This is a genomic window from Bradyrhizobium sp. CCBAU 11361 (genome assembly GCF_028128935.1).
Taxonomy (GTDB): Bacteria; Pseudomonadota; Alphaproteobacteria; order Rhizobiales; family Xanthobacteraceae; genus Bradyrhizobium; species Bradyrhizobium niftali.
Window position 1 is genome coordinate 12,706 of sequence record NZ_LBJZ01000151.1, and the last position, 22,962, is coordinate 35,667.

Annotated in this window: 26 protein-coding genes and 4 pseudogenes; 15 read left to right on the forward strand and 15 right to left on the reverse strand. The window is 62.9% G+C overall.

Features of this window, described 5'->3' with window-relative positions:
- Nucleotides 1–16: 16 nt before the first annotated feature.
- Nucleotides 17–952: a LysR family transcriptional regulator gene (locus XI08_RS13270; RefSeq protein WP_271574716.1), complete on the forward strand. Its 936-nt coding sequence runs from the start codon at nucleotides 17–19 to the stop codon at nucleotides 950–952.
- Here the strand turns inward: XI08_RS13270 and XI08_RS13275 are convergent.
- Together XI08_RS13275 and XI08_RS13280 are read right to left on the reverse strand one after the other, a co-directional pair.
- Nucleotides 938–1,765 (reverse strand): ABC transporter permease, encoded by an 828-nt coding sequence (locus XI08_RS13275; RefSeq protein ID WP_271574717.1) that lies wholly within the window; start codon nucleotides 1,763–1,765, stop codon nucleotides 938–940. The genes XI08_RS13270 and XI08_RS13275 overlap by 15 nt on opposite strands.
- Nucleotides 1,755–2,531 carry an ABC transporter ATP-binding protein gene (locus XI08_RS13280; RefSeq protein ID WP_271574718.1) on the reverse strand — a complete coding sequence of 259 codons (777 nt, stop codon included), beginning with the start codon at nucleotides 2,529–2,531 and terminating at the stop codon, nucleotides 1,755–1,757. The genes XI08_RS13275 and XI08_RS13280 overlap by 11 nt, the downstream gene beginning before the upstream one ends.
- Nucleotides 2,532–2,637: 106 nt before the next feature.
- Here XI08_RS13280 and XI08_RS13285 point away from each other — a divergent pair, with 106 nt between their 5' ends.
- The 6 genes and pseudogenes from XI08_RS13285 (at nucleotide 2,638) to XI08_RS13310 (ending at nucleotide 7,303) form a co-directional block, all read left to right on the forward strand.
- Entirely contained in the window at nucleotides 2,638–3,960 is a 1,323-nt protein-coding gene (locus XI08_RS13285; protein WP_271574719.1) for an FAD-dependent oxidoreductase, read from the forward strand.
- A gap of 124 nt (nucleotides 3,961–4,084) precedes the next feature.
- Nucleotides 4,085–4,684 carry a nuclear transport factor 2 family protein gene (locus XI08_RS13290; protein WP_271574720.1) on the forward strand — a complete coding sequence of 200 codons (600 nt, stop codon included), beginning with the start codon at nucleotides 4,085–4,087 and terminating at the stop codon, nucleotides 4,682–4,684.
- A pseudogene (locus tag XI08_RS13295) lies at nucleotides 4,684–5,770 on the forward strand (maleylacetate reductase). The gene XI08_RS13290 and the pseudogene XI08_RS13295 overlap by 1 nt, the downstream one beginning before the upstream one ends.
- A gap of 6 nt (nucleotides 5,771–5,776) precedes the next feature.
- Nucleotides 5,777–6,652: a dioxygenase family protein gene (locus XI08_RS13300; RefSeq protein WP_271574721.1), complete on the forward strand. Its 876-nt coding sequence runs from the start codon at nucleotides 5,777–5,779 to the stop codon at nucleotides 6,650–6,652.
- A gap of 204 nt (nucleotides 6,653–6,856) precedes the next feature.
- Nucleotides 6,857–7,108 carry a LysR family transcriptional regulator gene (locus XI08_RS13305; protein WP_333927272.1) on the forward strand — a complete coding sequence of 84 codons (252 nt, stop codon included), beginning with the start codon at nucleotides 6,857–6,859 and terminating at the stop codon, nucleotides 7,106–7,108.
- Nucleotides 7,109–7,150: 42 nt separating this feature from the next.
- Nucleotides 7,151–7,303 carry a hypothetical protein gene (locus XI08_RS13310; protein ID WP_271574722.1) on the forward strand — a complete coding sequence of 51 codons (153 nt, stop codon included), beginning with the start codon at nucleotides 7,151–7,153 and terminating at the stop codon, nucleotides 7,301–7,303.
- A 653-nt stretch (nucleotides 7,304–7,956) separates the two neighbouring features.
- Here XI08_RS13310 and XI08_RS46280 read toward each other — a convergent pair.
- Together XI08_RS46280 and XI08_RS13315 are read right to left on the reverse strand one after the other, a co-directional pair.
- Nucleotides 7,957–8,277 (reverse strand): annotated as a pseudogene (locus XI08_RS46280) (MaoC/PaaZ C-terminal domain-containing protein); the annotation flags it as partial.
- Nucleotides 8,278–8,742: 465 nt separating this feature from the next.
- Nucleotides 8,743–8,922 (reverse strand): hypothetical protein, encoded by a 180-nt coding sequence (locus XI08_RS13315; RefSeq protein ID WP_271574723.1) that lies wholly within the window; start codon nucleotides 8,920–8,922, stop codon nucleotides 8,743–8,745.
- Between the two features lie 318 nt (nucleotides 8,923–9,240).
- On the opposite strand from XI08_RS13315, the gene XI08_RS13320 reads away from it, so the two are divergent.
- A complete protein-coding gene (locus tag XI08_RS13320; RefSeq protein ID WP_271574724.1) occupies nucleotides 9,241–9,789 on the forward strand; it encodes a LabA-like NYN domain-containing protein in 549 nt (182 codons plus the stop codon).
- 702 nt (nucleotides 9,790–10,491) lie between these two features.
- Nucleotides 10,492–10,857, forward strand: a complete 366-nt coding sequence (locus XI08_RS13325) for a response regulator transcription factor (protein WP_271574725.1) — start codon at nucleotides 10,492–10,494, stop codon at nucleotides 10,855–10,857.
- Nucleotides 10,858–10,888: 31 nt separating this feature from the next.
- Here the strand turns inward: XI08_RS13325 and XI08_RS13330 are convergent, their stop codons facing one another.
- The 4 genes from XI08_RS13330 to XI08_RS13345 all read right to left on the reverse strand — a co-directional run bounded on the left by XI08_RS13330 (nucleotide 10,889) and on the right by XI08_RS13345 (nucleotide 13,466).
- Nucleotides 10,889–11,185 (reverse strand): hypothetical protein, encoded by a 297-nt coding sequence (locus tag XI08_RS13330; protein ID WP_271574726.1) that lies wholly within the window; start codon nucleotides 11,183–11,185, stop codon nucleotides 10,889–10,891.
- 122 nt (nucleotides 11,186–11,307) lie between these two features.
- Nucleotides 11,308–11,751, reverse strand: a complete 444-nt coding sequence (locus XI08_RS13335) for a low affinity iron permease family protein (protein WP_271574727.1) — start codon at nucleotides 11,749–11,751, stop codon at nucleotides 11,308–11,310.
- 49 nt (nucleotides 11,752–11,800) lie between these two features.
- The gene (locus XI08_RS13340) at nucleotides 11,801–12,886 is read right to left on the reverse strand and encodes a glycosyltransferase family 4 protein (RefSeq protein WP_271574728.1); all 1,086 of its coding nucleotides are present in this window, start codon (nucleotides 12,884–12,886) and stop codon (nucleotides 11,801–11,803) included.
- A 220-nt stretch (nucleotides 12,887–13,106) separates the two neighbouring features.
- Nucleotides 13,107–13,466, reverse strand: coding sequence for a PRC-barrel domain-containing protein (locus tag XI08_RS13345; RefSeq protein ID WP_271574729.1), 360 nt, complete (start codon nucleotides 13,464–13,466; stop codon nucleotides 13,107–13,109).
- A gap of 501 nt (nucleotides 13,467–13,967) precedes the next feature.
- Between XI08_RS13345 and XI08_RS13350 the strand changes: the two genes are divergently transcribed.
- Nucleotides 13,968–14,141 (forward strand): hypothetical protein, encoded by a 174-nt coding sequence (locus tag XI08_RS13350; RefSeq protein ID WP_271574730.1) that lies wholly within the window; start codon nucleotides 13,968–13,970, stop codon nucleotides 14,139–14,141.
- A gap of 186 nt (nucleotides 14,142–14,327) precedes the next feature.
- Nucleotides 14,328–14,549, forward strand: coding sequence for a hypothetical protein (locus XI08_RS13355; protein ID WP_271574731.1), 222 nt, complete (start codon nucleotides 14,328–14,330; stop codon nucleotides 14,547–14,549).
- A 157-nt stretch (nucleotides 14,550–14,706) separates the two neighbouring features.
- Here the strand turns inward: XI08_RS13355 and XI08_RS13360 are convergent.
- The 5 genes and pseudogenes from XI08_RS13360 to XI08_RS13380 form a co-directional block, all read right to left on the reverse strand.
- Nucleotides 14,707–15,051, reverse strand: a pseudogene (locus tag XI08_RS13360) (protein-L-isoaspartate O-methyltransferase family protein); the annotation flags it as partial.
- Nucleotides 15,052–15,148: 97 nt separating this feature from the next.
- Entirely contained in the window at nucleotides 15,149–15,382 is a 234-nt protein-coding gene (locus XI08_RS13365) for a hypothetical protein (protein ID WP_234683704.1), read from the reverse strand.
- 10 nt (nucleotides 15,383–15,392) lie between these two features.
- Nucleotides 15,393–15,695: a plasmid stabilization protein gene (locus XI08_RS13370; protein WP_271574732.1), complete on the reverse strand. Its 303-nt coding sequence runs from the start codon at nucleotides 15,693–15,695 to the stop codon at nucleotides 15,393–15,395.
- A gap of 40 nt (nucleotides 15,696–15,735) precedes the next feature.
- On the reverse strand, nucleotides 15,736–15,930 hold the full coding sequence (locus XI08_RS13375; protein ID WP_333927281.1) for a DUF3072 domain-containing protein: 195 nt from the start codon (nucleotides 15,928–15,930) through the stop codon (nucleotides 15,736–15,738).
- Nucleotides 15,931–15,989: 59 nt separating this feature from the next.
- Nucleotides 15,990–16,385 (reverse strand): exonuclease domain-containing protein, encoded by a 396-nt coding sequence (locus XI08_RS13380; protein WP_271574733.1) that lies wholly within the window; start codon nucleotides 16,383–16,385, stop codon nucleotides 15,990–15,992.
- A 498-nt stretch (nucleotides 16,386–16,883) separates the two neighbouring features.
- Between XI08_RS13380 and XI08_RS13385 the strand changes: the two genes are divergently transcribed.
- From XI08_RS13385 to XI08_RS13400, 4 genes and pseudogenes are all read left to right on the forward strand, one after another.
- Nucleotides 16,884–17,336: an Hsp20 family protein gene (locus tag XI08_RS13385; RefSeq protein WP_271574734.1), complete on the forward strand. Its 453-nt coding sequence runs from the start codon at nucleotides 16,884–16,886 to the stop codon at nucleotides 17,334–17,336.
- Nucleotides 17,337–17,408: 72 nt separating this feature from the next.
- Nucleotides 17,409–17,732, forward strand: coding sequence for a hypothetical protein (locus tag XI08_RS13390; RefSeq protein ID WP_271574735.1), 324 nt, complete (start codon nucleotides 17,409–17,411; stop codon nucleotides 17,730–17,732).
- A 446-nt stretch (nucleotides 17,733–18,178) separates the two neighbouring features.
- Nucleotides 18,179–18,625: pseudogene (locus XI08_RS13395) on the forward strand (oligopeptide/dipeptide ABC transporter ATP-binding protein); the annotation flags it as partial.
- Entirely contained in the window at nucleotides 18,622–19,590 is a 969-nt protein-coding gene (locus tag XI08_RS13400; protein ID WP_271574736.1) for an ABC transporter ATP-binding protein, read from the forward strand. The pseudogene XI08_RS13395 and the gene XI08_RS13400, both read left to right, overlap by 4 nt.
- Before the next feature lie 15 nt (nucleotides 19,591–19,605).
- Here the strand turns inward: XI08_RS13400 and XI08_RS13405 are convergent, their stop codons facing one another.
- Nucleotides 19,606–20,580 (reverse strand): helix-turn-helix domain-containing protein, encoded by a 975-nt coding sequence (locus XI08_RS13405; protein WP_271574737.1) that lies wholly within the window; start codon nucleotides 20,578–20,580, stop codon nucleotides 19,606–19,608.
- A 1,187-nt stretch (nucleotides 20,581–21,767) separates the two neighbouring features.
- Entirely contained in the window at nucleotides 21,768–22,808 is a 1,041-nt protein-coding gene (locus XI08_RS13415) for an IS110 family transposase (RefSeq protein WP_271574738.1), read from the reverse strand.
- Nucleotides 22,809–22,962: the final 154 nt, after the last annotated feature.

Consider the following 22,962-nt stretch of genomic DNA (forward strand, 5'->3'; position numbering starts at 1 on the left):
CAAGTGCGGGGTTGCCATGGAATTGCGCCATCTGAGGTATTTCGTTGCCATTGCCGAATTGGAGAGCTTTACGCGAGCCTCAAGGCAACTCTACATCGCCCAACCACCGCTCTCGATTCAGGTCAAGCAACTTGAGGACGAGGTCGGCGTTGCGCTGCTTGACCGGTACCGGCGTGGCGTTCGTCTAACTGCGGCAGGCCAGATCTTCCTGAAGGAAGCAAAGGAAATCCTTGCGCATGCGGAGCGCGCCAAGCTGGCGGCTCGCCGCAGCGACGCGTCGGTCACCCCCTCGCTGGGCATCGGGTTTGTGCCTTCGTCAGGATACCTGGTCCTGCCACGGCTCATCAAGAACCTGCGTGCGGCCATCGAGAATCTCCAACTGGAAGTCACGGAGATGTCGACTGCCGAGCAGGTTAGTGGCATCGAGGCGGGACACATTCAGTTCGGCCTGGCCCGCACGCCTATCCCTAAAGGGGACGTCATCATTGCAGCCCGGCTTGATGATCCCTTTTGCGTAGCGATTCCCGAGGGAGACTCAGAGCTTGGCGGTGGTGGCCCGTTGGACATGGACTCGCTGTCGAATCGCATCTTCGTCTCTTATGCAAGAAGGAATTCTCCGGTGTTCTTCGACCAGGGCATCGCGCTGTGCACGGATGCCGGGTTCAGTCCCGATATCCGTTACTCGGCCAGCAGTGTCTATGGCGTGATGGACCTGGTATCCGCAGGCTTGGGCGTCGCGCTCGTCCCGGCATCGGCGGTGCTGCTGGCACGCTCGCAGGTAAAGATTAGGCCGATCAACGAACCCACGCGCGAAGCTTCCCTGGCCTTAATCCAGCGGCGCGGCGAGAGCGATGACCTGCTCCGAGCAGTCTCGGGCATGGCGACATTGCTTTTCAAGGAGTTGGCCGCGAGCATCCAGGATGCCCTTGGCCTCAGTTCAGCGCCAGCGTAGCAGCAGTCGCTCCAATGCCGAGACGATCGTCCCGGTAGCTAGGCCCAACAGCGAGATCGTGACGACGCCGGCGAGCAACTGGTCGGTCTGCATCAGGTTGCCAGCGGTCAGTACGAAGGCGCCAATTCCGCGGTCGGCGCCGATCATCTCCGCCGCCACGACCAGCAGAAGCGCTGTCGAAAAGGATATCCGTAGACCTGAAAGCATCGATGGCAGCGAGCTCGGCAGTACCACCTTCAGCACGATGGACAGGAAGGGCACATCAAAGCTTTGTGCCATCTTGATCAGATTCCTGGGCGTGCCGTCCACACCGCCGAAAGCGCTGATCACCGTCGGGAAGAAGACGCCCAGGGCGATCGTGCCGATTTTGGATGTCTCGCCGATGCCAAGCCACAGGATGAACAACGGTAGCAGCGCGATCTTCGGAATGGGATAGAGGCTGGAGACCAAAGGCATACCAACGCCCCGGGCAATCGAAAAAAGGCCCATCGAAAACCCCACGATCACGCCTACCGCGGTACCGAGCAACCAGCCGCCAAAGATGCGCACGAGCGAGGCTTGCAAGTGCTGCAGCAGCTCTCCGCTTCTGGCGAGCTCGGCGAGCGCGTCGAAGACGCTCAGCGGGCTGGGCAGGAAAGTCTGGTTAATGAGGCCGGACGCCGCGCCGCACTGCCATACACCCATGAGCACCAACATCGCCGCGGCGCCTGCCCAGGGGTTGCGCCGGATTTCAAAGCCCTTGCCCCGAAAAGACACCGTACGGGCTTCGGCCTGCGTGGCCAGTTGCCTCGATTCTGAATTTTCAGTGCGCATGGGCAAGCTCCTTGTCCGCGTCCTTGGCCTCGTCACGTATCAAGTGCCAGACCTCGTCGTAAATCTTCCTGAGCGCCCCCGCATTGGCCGCATCAGTCCGCGCGTCTTTCGCAATGTCGATCGACAGAATCCGCCTGATTCGTCCCGGCCTGCGCGAAAGAACCACGAGGCGATCCGCCAGCCGGATCGCCTCGTCGAGGTTGTGCGTCACATAGACAGCCGTAATGCCCTGCCGCAACCAGACGCCCACGAAATCTTCCATGAGCAGGTCGCGGGTTTGCGCGTCGAGAGCGGACAGCGGCTCATCCATCAGCAGTATGGCCGGATTGACTGCGAGCGCACGAGCAATGCCCACCCGCTGCCGCATGCCCCCAGACAGTTGCTTGGGATAGGCCTGCGCAAATTGCTCCAGACCGGTCCTGCGCAGGACATCGGCCACGCGCGCCCGCAAGTCCTTTCTGGCGGTTGCGTGATGTTCAAGCGCAAGGGCAACGTTGTCCTGCACCGTGCGCCATGGAAGGAGGGCAAAGTCTTGGAAGACGTAAGTCAGGGGATTGAGGCAGCCCTCTGATACGTTGCCCCAGATCCGTACGCTCCCTGAACTGGGCTCGAGCAAACCGCCGAGCATTCCGAGCAAAGTGGACTTGCCGCAGCCCGACGGACCGATGATCGCGACCACCTCGCCCTCTTGCACGGTGAGGTTGATGTCCTCCAGCACGCGGAGATCGCCATATCGATGGCTCAATGATTCGACATGAAGCTGCATCCGTAAGTCTCCTGTTGATTGCCAGAAGATATGCGGCAAATGTCGGCTCTGATCCAGAGGTCTGCCATACCGAAGGAGTAAGCGGCCGATATCGAATCAGTATTTGATGGCCGCGCCGCCCACGGGAATACTCGCGCGCACTTCCGTCAGCGACACGCAATTCATGAAACCCATCAGGAAGATTAGGCGCGACGTCGTTGTCGTGGGCGGCGGCGCCGCGGGAATCGCAGCAGCGGCTGGAGCGGCCGCGCGCGGCGCGAGAACTATGCTCGCAGAGCGATATGGCTTTCTCGGTGGCGCGGCAACCAATGCCGGCGTGCTGGCGTACTGCGGTTTCTACAAGCAGGGAGACCAGCCCATTCGCGTCGTTGAGGGCATCGGCGGCAAAGTGCTTTCAAGGCTAGGCGAACTGGGGCTTGACACGACGCCCATCCGCGCGCCAAGCGGAAACTGGATCGTCATGCTCGAACCCGAGCCCGTCAAATATGCTTTCGACGGACTCGCCATGCAAGCAGACATCGACTGCAAGCTGCATTGCAGGCTCGTCGGCGTAGAGTGTGCAGGGGCGCGCATCGTCTCAACGCTCTTTGTGGACCATCTGGGTCAGATCGAGGTGGAGGCGGGTGCGTTCGTAGATGCGAGTGGCGACGCGAACCTGGGGTATGCAGCTGGGGCGCAGGTGATTTCACGGGTATCCGATAAACGGCAGACGGCGTCGATGCCCGTACTGATCGGCGGGGTCGACGCCGCCGTGCCCGTTGATCGCGCGCTGATCGCCCAGTTGGTCAAGACGGCCGGCCTGCACAGCAGCCGGGGCGCGATACGAGCGGGTGGCGGAAGCTTCATCAGGCTGCCCGTGTCGCGCGCGCTTTGGTGGCATGGCGTCGACGTGGTAACGGACGGACTGAGTGCCGACGAGTTGACGGCCGCCGAGGTTGAAGGCCGCCGGCTTGGATGGCGCTTCGTCGAATTGCTCAAGACAAGCGTGCCAGGTTTTGAGGGTGCCTACGTCGCGTTGACAGGACCTCAGGTCGGTATTCGCGACAGCCGACAGGTTGTGCCGAGGTGCCCGCTCGAAGATCAGGCCATTCTGGATGGCAGGCAGTGCAGCGACGGTATCGCACGCGGATGCTGGCCTGCCGAAGTTCATCACGAGCTCTCTGGGCCAACGTTCAGTTCCATCGGCGGCGAAGGCTTCTTCGACGTGCCGCTGAACGCGATCCGCGCCGCCGCCATCGACAACCTCTGGATGGGCGGTCGCGCAGTCGGCTGCGAGCCGCTGGCATACGGCTCCATCCGGGTCATGGGGACTGCCTTCGCCACTGGACATGCTGCCGGCGTGGCAGCAGCATGCCAGGCGGCAGGGAATCGGCCGGACGACTTTCTCACCGTCAGGAAGGCCCTAGCAATCCAGGGGGCCGCGATCTAGCGAGCACGCTGAAGATCTAGTTCGTCATAGCGAACTATCGGTGCGAGCGGCAACCGTCGTTTGCGAATCATTTCTTTCAATTGGTAGCCGTCGTGGCCCCAGAGCACATCTCAAGGAGCACTGAATGACACACGAACTGATCGACCGCCTTGCCATCCGCGACCTCATCGAGAACTGGGCCGTTTGGCGCGACGCCGGAGACTGGGAGCGATTTGCGACCGTCTGGCACGACGACGGCGTGATGCATGCCACTTGGTTTCAGGGGCCAGCAGCCGACTTCATCCGGGTAACCAAGGACGGCTGGGCCAGGGGCATCAGCATCCTGCACTTTCTTGGGGGAACTTCGATCGATTTGGTAGAGAATCGCGCGGTCGTGCAAAGCAAGATGACCATTTCGCAGCGGGGCGACGTGCAAGGCGTGGCATGCGACGTGGTGTGCACCGGCCGGTTTTATGACTTTGTTGAAAAGCGAAACGGGCGCTGGGGCCTCGTCGTTCGTCAGCCAATCTACGAGAAGGACCGTGTCGATCCGATCGACCCTGCGGCCAATCTCGATCTCGACCAAGCCGCTTTGGCTAGGTTTCCTGCGGGCTACCGGCACCTAGCCTACATCCAGACGCAGATCGGATATACGGTCAAGCTGGACATGCCGCAGTTGGAGGGGACCGAGGTCGAGAAGTTGTATGCGCGTGGCAAGGACTGGCTCGCAGGAAAACCCATCTGATGGCCCGACCCGACCAAGTGCAGCCCTTCACCTACAACGCCAGTCCCACGCGCGTGCTCTTCGGGCCGGGTCGGCTCGCCGAACTCGGCTCGGAACTCGAGCGCCTCGGATGCACGCGTGCCCTGATCGTCACTACTCCCCAGCAGCGTGCAGCCGGCGACGCGCTGATGGCGCAGCTCGGCGCACTGGCCGGCGGGATATTCAATGGCGCGACCATGCACACGCCTATGAACGTGACAGCGAATGCATTGGCTATGCTGAAGGAACAGCAGTGCGATGCCCTGGTGGCGATCGGCGGTGGTTCGACCATCGGACTGGCTAAGGCCCTGGCACTTCGCACAGGTTTGCCGCAGGTCGCGATCCCGACCACCTACGCTGGCTCGGAGGTTCACGCCCATCCTCGGCGAGACGGCCGAAGATGTGAAGAAGATACAGCGCGCGCCGGCGCTGCTGCCCCAAGTCGTGATCTACGATGTCCACCAAACGCTTTCCCTGCCGCCGGCCATGTCGGCCAGCAGCGGGATGAATGCGATAGCGCACGCGGCCGAAGCGCTCTACGCGCGTGATGCAAATCCAATCATTTCGCTCATGGCCGAAGAAGGCGTCGCCGCGCTGGCGCGCAGCCTTCCGATAGTTGTGCAGCACCCGGCCAATGTCGATGCGCGCTCAGACGCTCAGTACGGTGCCTGGCTGTGCGGCACTTGCCTGGGCGCCGTCGGCATGGCACTGCACCACAAGCTGTGCCACGTGCTTGGCGGAAGCTTCGATTTGCCTCATGCGGAAACGCATTCGATCGTTCTGCCGCATGCCATCGCCTACAACGCGGCCATCGCACCCCAAGCTATGCAACGTCTCGGCCGGGCACTGGGCGGAACCGACACGCCGTGGACCTATTTGTACGGGATGCTCCAGAGCCTGCGCCTCTCCCTCGGCCTGCGTAACATGGGCATGCCCGAGCAAGGCCTACAGCGCGCGCTCAACCTCGTCCTGAGCGACAGCTACTGGAACCCGCGGCCATTGGAGGCTGAACCGCTTCGCAAACTCCTGCGCAATGCCTTCGAAGGCGCGTCGCCAACCCTTGAATGACTTTTCATGCGCAACTTCAACGAAACCAACATCATTACTGCCGTGATCGGGCGCCTCGAAAATTGCCGGACGCCGCGTGCGAAGGTGATCAGCACGGCTCTCGTTCGCCATCTGCACGACTTCGTACGCGAGGTCGAGCCGACGCAGGCTGAGTGGGAGCAAGCAATCGATTTCCTCACTGGCACCGGCCACATGTGCAATGCCACGCGCCAGGAGTTCATCCTGCTGTCCGATGCGCTCGGCGTGTCTATGCTGGTGGACGCGATCAATCACCGTCTCCCGGGGACGGCGACCGAAACCACCGTACTCGGCCCGTTCTACGTGCAACACGCTCCGGAGGTCGCCATCGGATCGCGCATCTGCGACCTGGCCGAAGGCCCGTCAATGCTGGTAGAAGGAAGCGTCCGCAGCGTGAGCGGCAAGGCCTTGGCGAATGCGAGCGTGGACATCTGGCACGCGGACGCCGCCGGTTTCTACGACGTGCAGAAAGACGAGGCTAAACCCAGTGGGCGCGCGCGAGTGCGCACCGACGCCGACGGCCGGTTCTGGGTCTATGGAGTAGTCCCCGCCGCCTATCCGATTCCGAACAATGGCCCCGTCGGGCAGATGCTCGAAGCACAGGGCCGGCATCCGTTCCGTCCTGCCCATGTGCATTTCATGGTGGCCGCGCCGAGCCATGAAACTCTCGTCACGCACTTGTTTCTCGCCGACAGCGACTACCTCGACTCCGACGTGGTCTTCGGTGTGAAGGATACGCTGATCGAGGCCCTCGATGTTGCGCAGCCCGGCATCACACCATATGGAGCTGTCGTCGAGGATGCCGTTCCGGTGTTGCGGCGGGACTTTGTGCTTGCCGAATCGCTCACCCAAACATCGCGATGATTGAGTAAATTGTCATGTGGAATGTCCGCGGCGAACCCACGGAGGCGTGCGGATGGCATCCGCAGGCCGAAAGCGGGGTTCGAATCTCTGCGGGAGGGGAGGATTCTTGGAGCGCATCCAACGGAACTGAGGGATGCACGGCACGGCCGGAGTACGCGCATGCGGCCGTGAGTGGTAGGGACATCAACGGGATGTTTGAAGTAAATGCACGAGCGCAGCAGGGAACGGAGTGTGAGGATCGAAATGCGCCATGTGCGATGCTTCCGCGTTGTTGCCGAAGAACGCAACTTTTATCGCGCAGCCGAGCGCCTGCACACCGACCAGTCGGCGCTCTCGGGCACCATCCGCGAACTCGAAGACAAGCTGGACGGCGTCGAACTCTTCGCCCGCACCCAGCGCAGCATCCGCCTCGCGCGCGCCGCCAGCGGCTGCTGGAAGAGAGCCACGATCTGCTGACCTGCTTCGAGCACGTCGTCGTGCGACAGGTGCAGGAGGTCGATGGGCGCATCCGCATCCCGATGCGCGTGGGCATCACCGTGGTTCTGGAATGCGCTGAGTGAAGCCTTCATTGCCAATACGATCTCGCATGGCAGGGCGCTGGCCGCGCTGATCGCCCGTGGTGGCATCACGCCGCTCGGCACTTTGAGATAGCGTGTGGAGCGCCTCGCGGTCAGAAGAAGCGGCTCGAGCTTTCTGCACCACGTTCTTGAACGCGAAATCCGTCCCCCGACCCCACGTTCCGAAGCTACGGTTTGCGCGGTGACTACGGGTGACATCGCGGAACTAGCCGCGACAACCGTTGTCGCTCTATGTCCAAGCTTTGCTGTCGCTTCGCACGGCTGGATGCAGTGGAGAAGCAGTGCGGCGGAGAGAGTGTCAGTCAATCCCCATTGAAAGATAAAGCATTTTCGGCCTTCTTGGATCAAAAACCACCATTTCAGCTACGGCCCGGACTGGTATTTCGTTTCCGGCAGCCAACGGCCCATCATCGATGCCATCAAGCGACTAGCGAAAGGCAAATTGCCGTCGCGCCGCTCAGCCTGATCGCCGTCCAGTTCCGAGCGGCGAATCAAGATTTTGGTCTAGCCCTTCCAATTTCCGTCGGCAGTCGATGCCGTTGGAAGCGCGATAGCGCTGCATTCGGTTCAAGTTGTGATCTGACCGAGGGCGGCCCCTGCCCCTCGAACGCAGTGACCATCTTCTAGGTTATTGATTTTTCTGATTGCGACAGGCGCTTTTGTCACGCTTTGTTCACGGTCGTCTTAAAGAGAGACTAGGCCCTTGGGTCGGGGCTGGCTCCTGCCTCAGTCAAAAAAGACATCGGTGCGCTGTGACGTCAGCGCAAGTTGTCCCGAGCCCAGCTCGAGGTCGCATGATGCGTCAACCTGCACGAAGCGCGATCGCGGCTCTACCATCGTCAATCGCACCCGTAACCGGAACATATCGCCGGGACGTACCACGTGGCGAAACCGAACTGCACGTAGGCCCGCTGTACGGCTTTGCGCGGCACCTTCGACGACATATGCTTCCTGCAAAAGAGCAGGAACGAGCGCCAGGAGCAATTGGCCCGGCGCGATCGTCGCTCCGTCCAGTTCGCGCCTGGCGCGCTCCGCATCGGTGTGAACCCAGTTCCGATCACCCGTAAGCGCGACGAACTGGTCGACCTCATCCTGCGTTACGCGACACGACGACCGTCAGCGAGAAGCCCATGGGCACGCGGGGCGCGAGGATGGCCGACACCCTCGGGCAGGCCCGCGGCGGCTGACCGCCTGCGGCCGCATGGGCGTGAGCGTCGGCATCTCGATGGCCGAGCAAGGAGACGAGCGGCCGACCTGCTGCGGGCCGCGGAGGCAGCTTTCTATCAGGCCAAGTTCGCGCGAGGGTCGCGCTGTCTGGCTGCTTCCGAAGACGACTTGACGAAATTGCGTCTTCTGCTTACGCGAAGCGCCGTGCCGCCGGCTCGTCAGAGCGCGGCAGCCTGACCTGGCAGGTCGGCCTGCGGCCAGCCTGAGGCTGGTTCGCGACCGCGAGCGCCTCTCGGACCACCTGAAGCTACGCCAGTCATGTTTCCGCCGACGAGAGAGCCTCTCTCAGACCGGCGACTGCCTTGTGCGGCCCGTGCCCTCGCCTTTCTTGGACAGGTCCGGCGAGCGGCTCGGCCCACGGCTCGGCAACGCAGCCGCCCCCTGCGCCGAACCCAGCAGCATCAGAAACAGCGCACGGGTTGCCTGGTAGCTGGCGGCGGCGCGGGTTGCTTCCGAGCCTTGCATGACAACACGGCCCTCGCCAGTGAACAGATACCACCTGCAACCCCTGCGACGCGTCTGCAGGCGGAAATCGAAAGGAGCAAGTTGATCCGGCATCCTCAACCTGTCGGTCAGTCGTGCAGTACGGTCGTCTCGGCTTCGCAGGGAGAGGTTCAAGAATTAATGAAAAAGCTTTTGAAGAAATGCAGGACGGTACGTAGCCTTTGCCCGTCACTCCGCACCGACGCGAGCGAGGCGCCAGTTCACGTCTGGCGGCGCTTGAGAACTGACGAGCGGGAGCCGAGGCGATGCCGTCTCGGTCAGGCCAATCGAGCCACCAGGATGTCCCCAGCCAAGATCACGGTGCTCATCGATGGCCCCAATCTATACGCCGCCACGAAGGCGCTAGGGTTCGATATCGACTACAAGCGCCTGTTGAAGGAATTCGGCGACCGCGGCGTGCTGGTCCGCGCCCTCTATTACACGGCCGTCATGGAGGACCAGGAGTATTCGTCGATCCGTCCGCTGGTCGATTGGCTGGACTACAACGGCTACACGGTGGTCACCAAGGGCATCAAGGAATTCGTCGACGACCTCGGTCGGCGCAAGGTCAAAGGCAACATGGCCGTCGAAATCGCCGTCGACGCGATGGAGCTCGCCGAGCGGGTCGACGAGATGATTCTTTTCTTGAGCGACGGCGGTTTTCGCTCCCTGGTCGAGGCCGTGCAGCGCCGCGGCGTCCGGGTCACGGTGGTCTCGACGGCCGTTAGCCGGCCGCCGATGGTCGCCGACGAGCTACGCCGGCAGGCGGACGTCTTCATCGATCTGGTCGAACTGCAGTCCAGGATCGGCCGTGCTCCGCCTATGGTCCCGCGCGAGGACGACGAATGAGCTCGGGCGTGGCAGCAGCTAGGCGGCTTCGGCCGTCGGGGCGGGAATCAAACCTGGCTGCAGCATGAGCCTAGGGCATCGAAGGCGCCCCAATGGCGCGCAACGAGGCCCATTGAGTCGAATTCGAAGATGTCGACACCGGCGGCCTCGAACCGCTTGCGTGTCGCAGGTGCGCCCGCCTGGGCTTGCGGAGGTTCCGTCTCGGCACAATCCGCCAGACCTCGAGGCATCGACGGGTGCTGGCAGGATCCGCCCTCGAACCAATGATTGCTCTTTCCGTTGTGCTGCAACGTGACGCCACGCGCGCCAGAGGAAATCCATGAGGACCGACCCGCGCCAGCATCTCGAACCCGGCAGCGGCGACCCGACCTATCTCGAGTCCCTGGTCCGCGAGGATTACGCGCGATGCCATCCCGGCGAGACCTTGGACGATCTTAAGCGGCGCGCGTCCTTTTCGAGAGAAGACAGAGGACTGCTGCGGGACTGGATGGCCCTAGCCGCCGCTCGCGCCACCATGGGGCGCCCTCGATGAAGCTGCAGATCGGAGCCATTCTCTACCACCAGGACGAACGGCATTGCCAAATCCTCTATCCCTCGCGTTGCGCCGTAACCGCTTGCCCTCCAGTCCCACTCACGCCAGGAACGACGGCGCAATTGGGCCGTTCGACATACGTTGAGAACGCTATGCCAAGTGAGCCGCCAGTGAGCGTACTTCTCGTCGAGGACGATCCCCTTATCCGTGAATTCGTGGTCGAAGCGCTACGCGATGCGGGCTACCATGTCATCCACGCGAGCACGGGGGAAGAAGCGCTGCACTGGTGCAAGCGCCACGTCGCGGACGTGCTGGTCACCGACGTCAGGCTGCCCGGAAACATCGACGGCTGGCAGATCGCGGAGCGCTGCCGCGAAAGCGATCCGGAGCTGCCAGTGATCTACGCCACGGGCTACTCACCCACTGCACCTCGCCCGGTGCCGGGCAGCCGGATCGTGAAGAAGCCGTTCCATCCCGACGAGGTCGTCCGCATGGTGAGGGAGCTCGGCGGGCAGAAAGGGATGCCGCCGAACTAGGAGCATTCGCATTAACCGCCGGGCTTCCGCATCACTTGCGATCGGGTTCCTTGACCGGCGGACCGCTCTTGTTTCCCGGCAGACCCTTGATGTTGGAGGTGTCCTGCTGCTGGACCGTCGGATTCTGCTGGTTCGAGCTCGAGCTTGCGCCGACGGTCTCTCCCGGCTTGGCGGCTGGACCATTCTTGTTGCCAGGCTGGCCAGCGATGCCGGCCCCCGAGTTCTGCGCGCTCGGAGCGCCGGAAACGTCCGGCTTCGTGGTCTGGGCAAGTGCGACGGGAGCGGAAAGCGCCAGAGCAAAGACCAGCGCGCTCGCGATGGACCTCATGGGGCATCCTCCTCTGAACGGAATTCGCAAGCGCGGGTTGCGGCTACCTTCGACTCGAACGTCGCATTGCCTGGCGCGTTCCTGGCATTCGCCGTGAGCCAGTTCTTCCTTGCGCTGGACCGTCAGCCACCGGCGTCGTCCCGGGATCTGGATGGGCGGCGCCCGCCCGAGCCTCTTCTCTCAGCCGCGACCGCCTTGGCGCGCTCCTCGCAGCGAGCACGCAGCTCCTCCAACTCGTCGGCGGAGAGATGCTCGATGCCGACGAAGGAATTCTGAACGCTCCCGGTTCGGATGAGCTCATCCAGCTTGACCTGGATCGCCGCGCTGTCCCGGTTCTGTGAGTTCTGGATCAGGAAGACCATCAGAAAAGTCACGATGGTCGTGCCTGTGTTGATGACGAGCTGCCAAGTATCGGAGAATTGGAACAGAGGTCCCGTAACGGCCCAGATGACGATCACAGCGCAGGCCATGACAAAGGCCGATGCCCGGCCGGCCGCCTGCGAGGCCTTGTTTGCGATGGACGCGAACCACCGCCGCGGGTGCCGCTCGATTTCCTGGTGGCGCATGCAATCCTCCTTCTAACTGACCGTAGTCAACAGCCCTGAACAACGCCGTTCACGGGACGAGCGGAGACGCGGACGTGCCGAGGTGTTCGGAGGCGGCCCGGGCAGGCCTGGCAGCGGCCAGAAGCCGCCGATAGTGGGTCTCGTAGGTCCGTGCCATCCGGTCCGAGGTGAAGCGCTCCTCGAATCGGGCCCGGACTTTGCGCCGGTCGATCCGTGCGATGTCCTTCACCGCCCGCACCGCCTCCTCTTCGTTCTCGACGATGAAACCGGTCACTCCTTCGTCGATGACCTCCGGTACCGATCCGGCCCGGTATGCGATGACCGGAGTGCCGCACGCCATCGCTTCGATCATCACTAGGCCGAACGGCTCCGGCCACTTGATCGGAAACAGCAGGGCCGCAGCGGCCGACAGAAACGGCTGCTTGCCGCGTTCGTCCACCTCGCCGACGAGCTCGACCTTAGTCCCATCGATTTCTGGCTGGATCTGCTTCTTGAAGTAGCCGGCTTCGCCGCGAGGCACCTTCGCAGCGATCCGCAGCGGCATGCCGGCCGCTCTCGCAATCCGGATGGCATCCTCCGGCCCCTTGTCCGGCGCGAGCCGTCCAAGGAAGGCGAGGTACGACCCGGGACCGTAGGACGGCCGAAACAGGCCGGCCGGCAAGCCGTGATGCACCGTCCCGCACCAGTTCGCGTCCTCGAGCGGAGCGCGCTGGCTGTCGGAAATCGAGACGAAGCACGCCTGGTGAAACTGCCGAACCACCTCGCCGATGCCAGGGAGGTCGAGGCGCCCATGCAGGGTGCTGAGGAACGGGATCCCGCTCCGGCTGAGCGCCGGCAGGTGCAGCCAGTCGATGTGTGCATGGACAATGTCGAACTCGCCGGCGCGACGCGAGACCGCTTCGATCAAGAGCGTGCAGGCCGTGTTGGGGTCGACGCGCGGGCGCCCGAGGCGCAGGGCGCGCGGCCACACCGCATGCAGCTCTCCGCGCGTCCTGGAATCGCCGCTCGCGAACAGGGTCACGTCGTGGCCGAGCTCGACCAGTTCGTCGACCAGCCAGGCCACGACCCTTTCCGTGCCGCCGCAAAGTTTCGGGGGAACGCTTTCGGCCAAGGGAGCGATCTGCGCGATCCGCATCAGCCTCCGCCCCTCAGCTCTCCGCGGCGCTGCGCGAGGCGGCGCATACCAGCAGAAGGCCAGCGACAAGCGCGATCAGGACCCTTCCAACCGATAACTCGGCATGTCCGTGCGCTCGCCGGCGCCGCGCGAAAATTGTTGTCATGGTGCCTCGCAAACCGATCGCGGTGACGCGGCGGCTTCCTTCCTGTTCGTAACGCGCGGGTGTCCGACCGCCTCGCTAGACGACCGGCACCCCATAGTAGTCGTCGATCGAGCGCCTCGTTTGCGCGTCCCAACTCCAACTGCTCTCGTCGGCGTATTTTGGGGCGCGGCGGAGCTGATCCTGGGTGACGCCGGTGACGTATCCACCGAGATTCGTGTCGTACTTCAGCGTTTGCCACGGCAGCGGGTAATGATCGTCCCCGATGCCGAACAGGCCGCCGAAGCTGAGCACCGCGTAGGACACCTTGCCGCTGACCTTGTCGATCATAACGCGCTCGATGTAGCCGATTTTCGGCCCGTCTGGTCCGTACACATTCGTGCCTTCGACCTTGTCGCTTCCAATGAGACTGACCGTCTCCCGATCTTCCATGGCCATGTCGACCTCCTGGAGTTTGCTGTTTTGCAGTCAACGGAAGCGACATCGCATCCGTTCCTAAAGCAGCGACCGGGAGTGCCTCACGGCGTCCCGTGCGGCCTTCAACCGTGCTTAAGCGCATGCTTGATGTGCCGGCAGGCGAACCTTCGCCGATTGGCTTCACGCGGACCTGCCGCCGCCGAGTCATGTGTGGCGACCTGATCCTCGGTTTCAGCGATTACACGTCGCGCTAATCCCACGCGGCAGCCCGGCTATGCCGATTTCCGCCGCGCCCCGCCGTCGCCTTCTTCGCCGCCGCTTCCTTCGCCGGCTTCTTGCCGGCGATCGGCATCAGCATCTCCTTCTGACCGGCGGTGGCCTTACCGGCAAGACGGGACGCGCGCGCCGTAGATCTCGACGTCGGCCCGTAGGAACACGGATGGTCCCTATCCCACCCTCGAAGGGCTTGCCTTTCCGCAGCGCTCGCGACCGAATGTCCACTCGGCATCGAATGAGGAATCGGTGGACGAGGCCAAATTCAGACACGCAAGCCTCTTGGATCTCCAGGCGCTGCGGCTGCTGCGCGCATTCGTCAGGATCGGCGATCCCAAGCGCCGGCAGGAGCTCGTCCTGTACGCGGAGGAACTGGCCACTTCACCCCAAGATACCGCGCCTCCGGACGGAGAAGATCGCTAGTAAGCGTACCCAAAGGCCGTAGCGGACTAACGGCGTGCTCCGCTGCCTTCGTGTACGGGCTGGCGGCTGCCCGGCCGACGCTCCAGCACATCGCCTCCATCAGAATGTTTCTCTCTTGAAAGTCCGCCAGGTTGGTCGGATATTGGATCGAGGTCCTTGGTGATCAGCAATCCGAGGAGGACGATCATGGCAATCCAGATCGTGATGGACCGCACCGGCGACAGCCGTCACCCTTTCAACCCACGCGACGCGCGAGAACTGGCGAAGGCGGAGCAGCGCTTCCGCGAGCTAACGAACGCGGGCTTCACCGCCGCGGTCCGGACCGGTCCGGGACAGGTCTCTCAGATCCGGTCGTTCGCCCCGAACGCGGAAGAGACCGTGTTTTTCCCCAGGCTGGTCGGCGGCTGATAGGCGCCATGTGGCGCTTGTCGCCGTCTCGCCCGGGCGAACGCTTGCGCATGAGAGCCATTCGTGCGCTCTTCATCAGACACGGCGCCGAGAGAACTCCGGAGGGCCGCTCGCTGCAGCTCTTGCGGGAGTGGCTTTCGCCGGCTCAGCGTGCACAGTACGCGAGCGCCGCAAGCCGCCCAGCGGCGATCCTGGCCAGATCTTCATGCCGTTCGATGGTGTGGACAGTTTTGGCGAGCCGTGAGGCGACCGCCGCGGCATAGCCCGAACCGGTTCCGACTTCCAGCACCTTGTCCGGCGGCTTCAGTTCGGCCGCTTCGGTCATCAGTGCGACGGTGTAGGGCTGCGAGATGGTTTGCTCGTTCGCGATAGGCAGCGCACCGTCCTCATAGGCGAATTCCTCCAAGCCGGGCTCCACGAACCGCTCCCGAGGAACCTGCTTCATCGCGTTCAGAACGCGTCGATCGCGGATTCCGCGGCGTGCGAGTTGAACGTCGACCATGCCGGTCATGGCGACCGGTCCAACGAACTACGAAGGTGTCCCGCAAGCGCATGCGCAACGCCATCAACCGCACCGCCGGCCGAGACTTTTGCCGGTTTTACAGACGATCGCGGAGCTCGGTCACGCCTTCTTCCTGGGCGCAGTGGTCGCAGCAATAGTACGTGCCGTTCTTTTCAAGGCCGTGTCCAACAATGCGCGTTCCGCAATGCTTGCACGTCGGAGCAAGGGCATGAATTGCGCACTCAAAGCTGTCGAACGTGTGCGCCTGGCCGTTCATGGTCACCTGAAAAGCCTTGTCATAGTCATTGCCGCAGGTTTCGCATGTCGGCATTATGCCTCCTTCACGCCGCACGGCGTTTGCGAGTTTGAGCAGCTTTCTTGTCTGAGTTGGAACGTTCAGAGGCTGGGCGGCTGGCGGACGCTTTTCCGCCAAGCCTGCCGCCCTTGCGGAACGGTGAAGTGTCTTCTTCGGTGCCTCTGCCGGACCCGCTCTTTTTGCCACCATGGGTTTCTTTGTTTACGGTCGCCCAGGCTCGCCGTGCGGCTTCCTTGTCGGGAACGCCTCGAGCTTCGTAGCCTTCCTCAATGTGCTCGGCCTGTCGCTTCTGCTTGTCGGTGTAGCTTCGTTTGTCTCCGCGTAGCACACGGCCTCCTTTGACAAAATCGCCTCTTCTCCTTCTGCTGCTATTCAACGCCAGCCCTCTTGCGCATTTCTTCAATGAGCTTGGACGCCTCCGCCTTGGTGAGGTCCTTCCCGACCGTGAAGGGCTGGTGTGCTTGTTCCGACAGGGTATGCAAGTAGGATGCCTGGGCGTCAGTCATCGGCTCGTCCCCCGACCCCCAATCGTCGGGGTCCTTCTTAATATTGGATATTGGCAGCGGTTTCCTTGGTGCTCATGGGCGTTGCCTTGCGCTAGGAACGGTGAAGCTCACTGACGCTAGGAACGGTGAAGTTCACTGATTGTTTCTATTTCGGGTGACGAATCCAGACCGATTCGGCAATCCGGATGCGATCTTGAATGTGGCGCCCGCCGGCCAGTAGCGTTCGGCGAATTTCCTGTCGAACCCGCTGTTGTGCGCAATGACGATGACGCGTCTTCCGCGAAGGCCGTGACGGCCGCATCGTCGAATCTGTGACTGGCAACCATTTCGTCGGTGATCCCGGTGAGTGCCGTCACTTCCGCGGAAATCGGCGTACTCGGCTCGTTGAAGGCAGAGAACGTGTCTCTGAGGCCGACGATCCGCCCGTCCGGCGTGTAGTCGAACTTGACCATCCCGAGCTCAATGATCTCGTCCTTCGCGTGGTCGAGGCCGGTCGTCTCGGTGTCTTGCAATCCTGCCCGATGGTCGGGTGGGACGCGGGCCGCGGCAGCAGGCGCTGCAGCACACGGTAATCGGCCGACCGGCCCAAGGCCTCGGCCATCGCTGCGAAGTACGTTGCGTCCTGAAACATCTCTTCTCAGAAAGGGCTGCTGCGATCGGTCGTCCGATCTCTCGCACAATACCGCGGGCGCCCGCCACAGGTATCAGAAAGACGAGCGATTCACGGCCTTTTCGAAAATTTTGGTTCGGTTCGGCGGTGTTGGGGCCTTGCGCCGCACGGCGGCGACGGGATGAGGCCAGCGATGGCCTCACGAATTCCAGGCCGACGGAAAGAACCGTCGCGCTCCTTCCGCAAAAAATTGCCTCCGAGTCTTGAAACTTTTTCGCGGCTGCCAAATTTTTTAGTCGCCGCGGATGCGGTCAGGGTGCCTTCGGGGCCCTGCAAGGCGGGCGCCGGTCAGGTGTCCGGCGCCGGCTCGTACCCAACTTGCTCTTTGGAGGATTTGGCTATGAGGTATGATTGGACTCCCCTGTGGAGGTCGACCATCGGTTTCGACCGCCTTTTTGACGTTCTCGACGAGGTCCAGCGGACCGCCGAAGAGACCTACCCCCCCTACAACATCGAACGCTTCGACGAGAACCGCTTCCAGATCTCGGTGGCGCTCGCCGGCTTCTCACCCGACGAGGTCGCGCTCACGGTCGAGCAGAACGTGCTGAACCTGGAAGGCCACAAGGCCGAGAAGGAGGAGAAGACCTTCCTGCATCGCGGCATCTCGGCGCGCAATTTCAAGCGGCAGTTCACGCTCGCCGACCACGTCGAGGTCAAGGGCGCCCGCTTCGAGAACGGCCTGCTCATCATCGATCTGCAGCGGGAGATCCCCGAGGCGATGAAGCCGCGCCGTATCGCCATCAACGGCGCGAGCCCGAGCAACGTCACGCAGATCGAAGGCAAGGCGGCCTGATCAGCCTGCGACGTCCACGATCCACCCCGCCGCGCGGACCCGCGCGGCGGCCGTCCCACTGAGGAGGCGACCATGCGGCCGACGACCGCGAACGATGACAACGTGTTCGACCTCGACTACCTGCTTCATCCCGGCACCAGGTTCGAGCACCCGCGGGATGTAGTCTGCCACCCGGGCCTCAGCCTCGGAGAGAAGCGCGCCATCTTAGCGTCATGGGCCTCGGACGCGTCGGCGATCGCATCGTGTCCGTCCCTGCGGGCTCCCGAAGGACTGAAGGCGCCCGTCACCATCGACGAAATTCTCGAGGCTCTGTGCGAGCTCGAAGGCGGTCCGTGCCAGCCGCCCCACGGCAAGCCGTTGCGTCTTCGCTCGGCCGAGCGGTGCGCGGCCGCGTGAACCGGCGGCGGAGCACAGCATGGAAAATCCAATGTCGGTTCTCGATCCGGTCCGGAAGCTATGCCCGGCATGTGGGCGGCCGATGAAATTCGTGCGTGGCGAGGCATGCCGAAGCCTGGAGCGCTACGTCTGCAGCAACTGCGACCCGCTGCACGATCCGACCGCCCTAAAGTGGGTCGACGGTCCGCTGAAGCCGCCGAGCACGGCGTAGCGCTCTGACGGGCATCGACCAGACCTGCATCGGCCAGCCCGCGCTGCGCCGCCAGTGCGGCGCGTGTGTGCGAGCGTCTGAGAACGTTAGAGCCCGCCGGGTGGACCCGAGGTGAGCGAGGACGGCCGCGTCGTCGGCGGAAACGCGGTCTGGGCCGTGCTGAGCTTCAATCCTGGGCTCAGATCCAGCATCGCGCGCGTCAGGCCGCGATCTTCGGAAGCGATACTTCGCAGGGACGGCGCTCGACGTCACCATCCAGGCGCAGATCCTCGACCTGCTCCAGGACATGAAGGAGCGCTTCGGCATGGCGGTGATGCTGATCACCCATGCCATGGGCGTCGTCGCCGAGGCCGCGCAGCGCGTCGTCGTAATGTATGCCGGCAAGGTGGTGGAGGAGGCGAGCGTCGACGAGCTCTTCGGCGATCCGCGGCACCCCTATACGCAAGGGCTGATCCGCTCGATCCCGCGCATCGACCTCGACAGCGAGCACAAGACGCGGCTGGAGGCGATCGGCGGCTCGGTGCCGATCCTGATCAATCCGCCGGTCGGCTGCCGCTTCGCGCCGCGCTGCCGTCAAGCCATGAGCGTTTGCACCGAGAAGGAGCCTCTGCTCCGCGAGGTCTCGCCCGGCCACCGCATGGCCTGTCACTTGGAGGATACGCAGTTGGGAGCCGCGCCATGAGCGAACCCTTGCTCCGCGTCAGCGGTCTGAAGAAGCATTTCCCCGTTTTTGGCGGCTTGCTGTCGCGCCAGGTCGCCAGCGTCTATGCGGTCGACGGCGTGTCGTTCTCGGTCAATCGCGGCGAGACGCTCGGTCTCGTCGGTGAATCCGGCTGCGGCAAGTCGACGACGGGGCGCGGCGTGCTGCGCCTGATCGAGCCGACCGACGGCGAGGTCGTGTTCGACGGTCAGGACGTGCGCCAGCTCGGTGGCAACGATCTGCGCGCGATGCGGCGGAACATGCAGCTCGTGTTCCAGGATCCGTTTGCCTCGCTCAATCCGCGCATGACGGTGGGTGCGATTCTCGGCGAGGCGCTCATCATCCATAAGCTCGGCTCATCGGCCAAAGAGCGGGAGGAGCGCGTCGCGAGCCTGCTGGTCAAGGTCGGGCTCAAGGCCGAGCACATGCGCCGCTACCCGCACGAATTCTCCGGCGGCCAGCGCCAGCGCATCGTGATCGCGCGCGCGCTCGCGGTCGAGCCGAAGCTGATCGTCTGCGACGAGCCGGTCTCTGCGCTCGACGTGTCGATCCAGGCCCAGGTCATCAATCTGCTGGAAGATCTCCAGGCCGAGCTGAACCTCACTTATCTCTTCGTCGCGCATGACCTCTCGGTGGTCGAGCACATCTCCGACCGCGTCGCGGTGATGTATCTCGGCCGCATCGTCGAGCTGGCGAAAGCCAGCGACCTCTACCGCAACCCGCAGCATCCCTACACCTGGGCGTTGTTGTCAGCGGTGCCGGTGCCCGATCCCAAGCTCAAGCGTGAGCGCATCCGCCTCAAGGGCGACGTGCCGAGCCCGATGAAGCCGCCGTCGGGCTGCCACTTCCACACCCGTTGTCCGATCGCCCAGCCGCGCTGCGCGGAAAGCGCGCCGGAGCTGAAGGAGGTGGCGGGCGGCCATTTCGTGGCGTGTCATCTGGCCTGAGGGGCGTCACCGAGCCTATGACGGGCTGCGCCGGGCCAGCTGATGCAGCACCGTGTCGAATGCTGGCACGGCGCCGGTTTCGCGAAGCCATGTATCGTACATCTCCCTGAGCTCGCCCGGTGTCACTCCAAACTTGCGGCGGAATGCCCGGATGAAGGTAGAGTCGCTGCTGAAGTGCAGCTCGACGGCCAGGTCGATCAGGCGCTTGTCCTGCGCGGCCGAAGATATCATGAGGCGCAAGGCGAAGTTGAGCCGCTGCTCGCTGACGTAATGCGCACGCCCGCCATCGGCTTCGAACAGTCGATAGAGGGTCGCGCGGGAAATCTGGAAGCGGCCGCACAGCTCGTCGGTGGTGAGCGCGTCGGTGAGATGGCCCGCAATGTGCCGCTTGATCATCGCAAGATAGAGGTGCCGCTCGGCCCGCTCAACGCCCGCGGCGGTTTTGGCCGCGCCGCCTGCTGCCGCTGCAATGATATTGGCCATCGCCTCGATCGTGGCTTCGACGGGGTCGGCTTCCGGCTCGGGGCTCAGCGCGAGCGCCGCGAAATGGTTGGCGAGCAGGCGTGCATGGGGATGGTGTGACGGCAACAGGGTTGCCGTTGCCGAATTCGGATGTGCGAGCCGCGGCGCCAGCATCGACCGTTGCAGAATGATCGCTCTCAGATGCGTGCGGCTGCCACCGCCGCGCAGGACCGTGCGATTCGGCTGCCCCATGTCAAGCAGAATGATGTCGCCGGGCGTCAACGTCACCTCGCGCCGCCCCGATCTGAATCGCATCTCGCCTTCGAGGCAGAGGGTGACCTGATAGTGGTCCATCCCGCCACGGGCGATATGCGCCGGTGTCCGGTCATACTCCACGTCGCTGACGAGCGATTCCACCAGCAAGGCATTGCTGGTCATCCGCGTCCGCGAGGTGAAGTGGAAATCCTCCTCAGGCGTGAGCGGGTTCAGGTCGCAGATCTCCGCGAGCGCGAGGCGCAGCCCTTTCAATGCATCCGGGCCACGCAAATCCTCACGCGCGCCGTCATCCAGCGACGTACTCTCGTTTACAGCTCCGTCCACAGCATCCCCCCGATCCCATCAAGCGCACGGACGAAGACCATCCGGAGCGCCGACATCCACGCGCCGTATCTAGAAACCAAGATGGGCAATTGCTTCGCTACGACCACAGGGAGGACGCGCATGGACATGAGGGAAGCCTCTGCAATGACGGAAGCCTCCGGCCTCGTGAACGATCAGGGCGGTATTGAGCTCGCTTCCGAAGCGATGCCAGCGGCGAGAGGGATGTGGTAGGGACGCCAGGCCGACGCGAGCCGGATTCCCAACAGACAGCACTGCGGTTGTCCGACCGTTTGCGCAAGATGGCCGTGGAGGCGCCGCTGCAATCGCTCTTGTTGACGTTCTTATTGGGAGTATTGGTAGCCCGTCGGCGTTAGCGGAGCGCGAATGATGGAGCTGCGCAGGCTCCATGGCTGGAAACTGAAGACCTGCCAGGCGTTGTAGGCTTCTTCGATCTCGCGATCGTGGCGCCCTTCATGAAGGGGGCCCTTCAGGCTTGGGGCACGGCAGCAATCTCTTCCATCAGGGTATGGCCAGGGAGACGGGCGACGCCGGTCGCCGCGGCCATGGCAAAGCCGGGCGTGGCCCTAAAGCGCTCCGCAGGATCGAGGTGCGCTTCGCCGAACAGTCTGACCTGCCGACTGACCTACGTGATGGCGAGTTCGGCGACAGGCATTCGCGATGAAAATCTTCTCTGGAAATAGCTTCGGCTGGATACTGGATACGTCAGAGAGCCAAGACGCTATTGACGGCGGTCCTCGATAGTGCACAAGCGGCCGCTTCTGGCCCTTCGCGACACTATGCCCCCCGGGGGAGCTTGTCCGAAGTTGAGGGCAGACCGGACGTCACCGGCGGGGATCAAACCGGCGCTGTTGACCCTGGCTGTTCTCTAATTCCGGGCGTGAGGTCAAGCTCTCCTTGAACATCCTTGCCGGGTCCATGGTTCTCTCCGCGGTAGGGGCGTGCCCTCCGCATGATGGCGTAAGATGACGCTGGCGGATCAATGTGTGAAGCGCGCTTTGCTCTTTCGAGCGTCGCAAAGCCAGGGGCGATCTCACCAACGCCAGCGTCCCGGCAGGGACGTTCGCTCCCGCTGGTCGGCGGGAACTCGTTATCCTTTATGCAGGTTGCCCAGCAGCATCCTTTGATGACCATTTGAATTCGGTGCCATCGATCCACATCCGATGCAGAATGACGGCAAGTTTGCGGGCAACCGCAACCTTGGCTTTGCGTAGCCCGCTTCGTTTCGCAAGCCGAATGCCCCACGCCTTGAGTGCTGACCATTTTGCTACGCGTGTGAGCAGCACATTGGCTGCCTCGTAGAGGTAACCTCGGAGCATCTTATCGCCGCATTTCGAGATTCGGCCCGTCCAGTCAATCTCGCCGGATGCGTATCGGCGGGTCGTTAGCCCTGCGTAGGCTCCGACGCTTCGTGATCTCTTGAAGCGAGCGGGGTCATCGATCGTCGCAAGGAAGCAAAGGGCCGTGACCGGGCCGATGCCAGGAGCCGTCATGAACCGTCGCACCTGAGCATTATTGCGAGCCAGCCGCAGCACCTTGCGGTCAAGGTCCACAATCTGTTGCTCGATGGCCTCGCGTGCCTTCAGCAATGGATCTACCGCGGCAAAAAGCTCTGACCGATCCTCGGCCAACTGCGCGGCGCGCACAGCAAACATATCCATCTTTGCCCGTCCGATGACCAGGCCAAGATTCTTGAGGAGCCCCCGGATTTGATTTTCGATATCCCGCTTGATCTTGACGAGCAGAGCTCGACTGACAAGAAGAGCTTTGGTCGCATGACTATCGAGATCTTTGACGCAAACCTCCTTGTACCAACCACATTGCATGATACGCGCTATGCCAGCGGCGTCATTTCGGTCGCTCTTGTTGATCTGCATCTTCAGAACCGCCTTCGCATGCCTGGCGTCAATGCAGACGATGGGCAACCCCATCTTATCCAGCTCGGTCCACAACCATGTCGACGTTGCTCCGGTCTCGAGCCCAATCCGAACGACGTGTGGCGCATGCAATTTGATGAATGTCGCGATCGCCTCCGGGGCAGAAGCAACCACTCCTTCGCGCTCGACCTTTCCTGTCCGATCGACGATGCAGATCGAAGTCAGTTTCAGCGATACGTCTAATCCGACATAGTGTTCCATTACCTCTCTCCTTCATTGCAAGGCCCTGAGGGAGGGCCTCGTCGATTCCAGGAGAGCTGATTCCCAGAGCCTGAGTATGGCTCGAGCCCGGAATTACCCCATGTGTGAAAACGCTGCGCTTGATGTGATTCGCGCGATATGATTCCCGCACGAG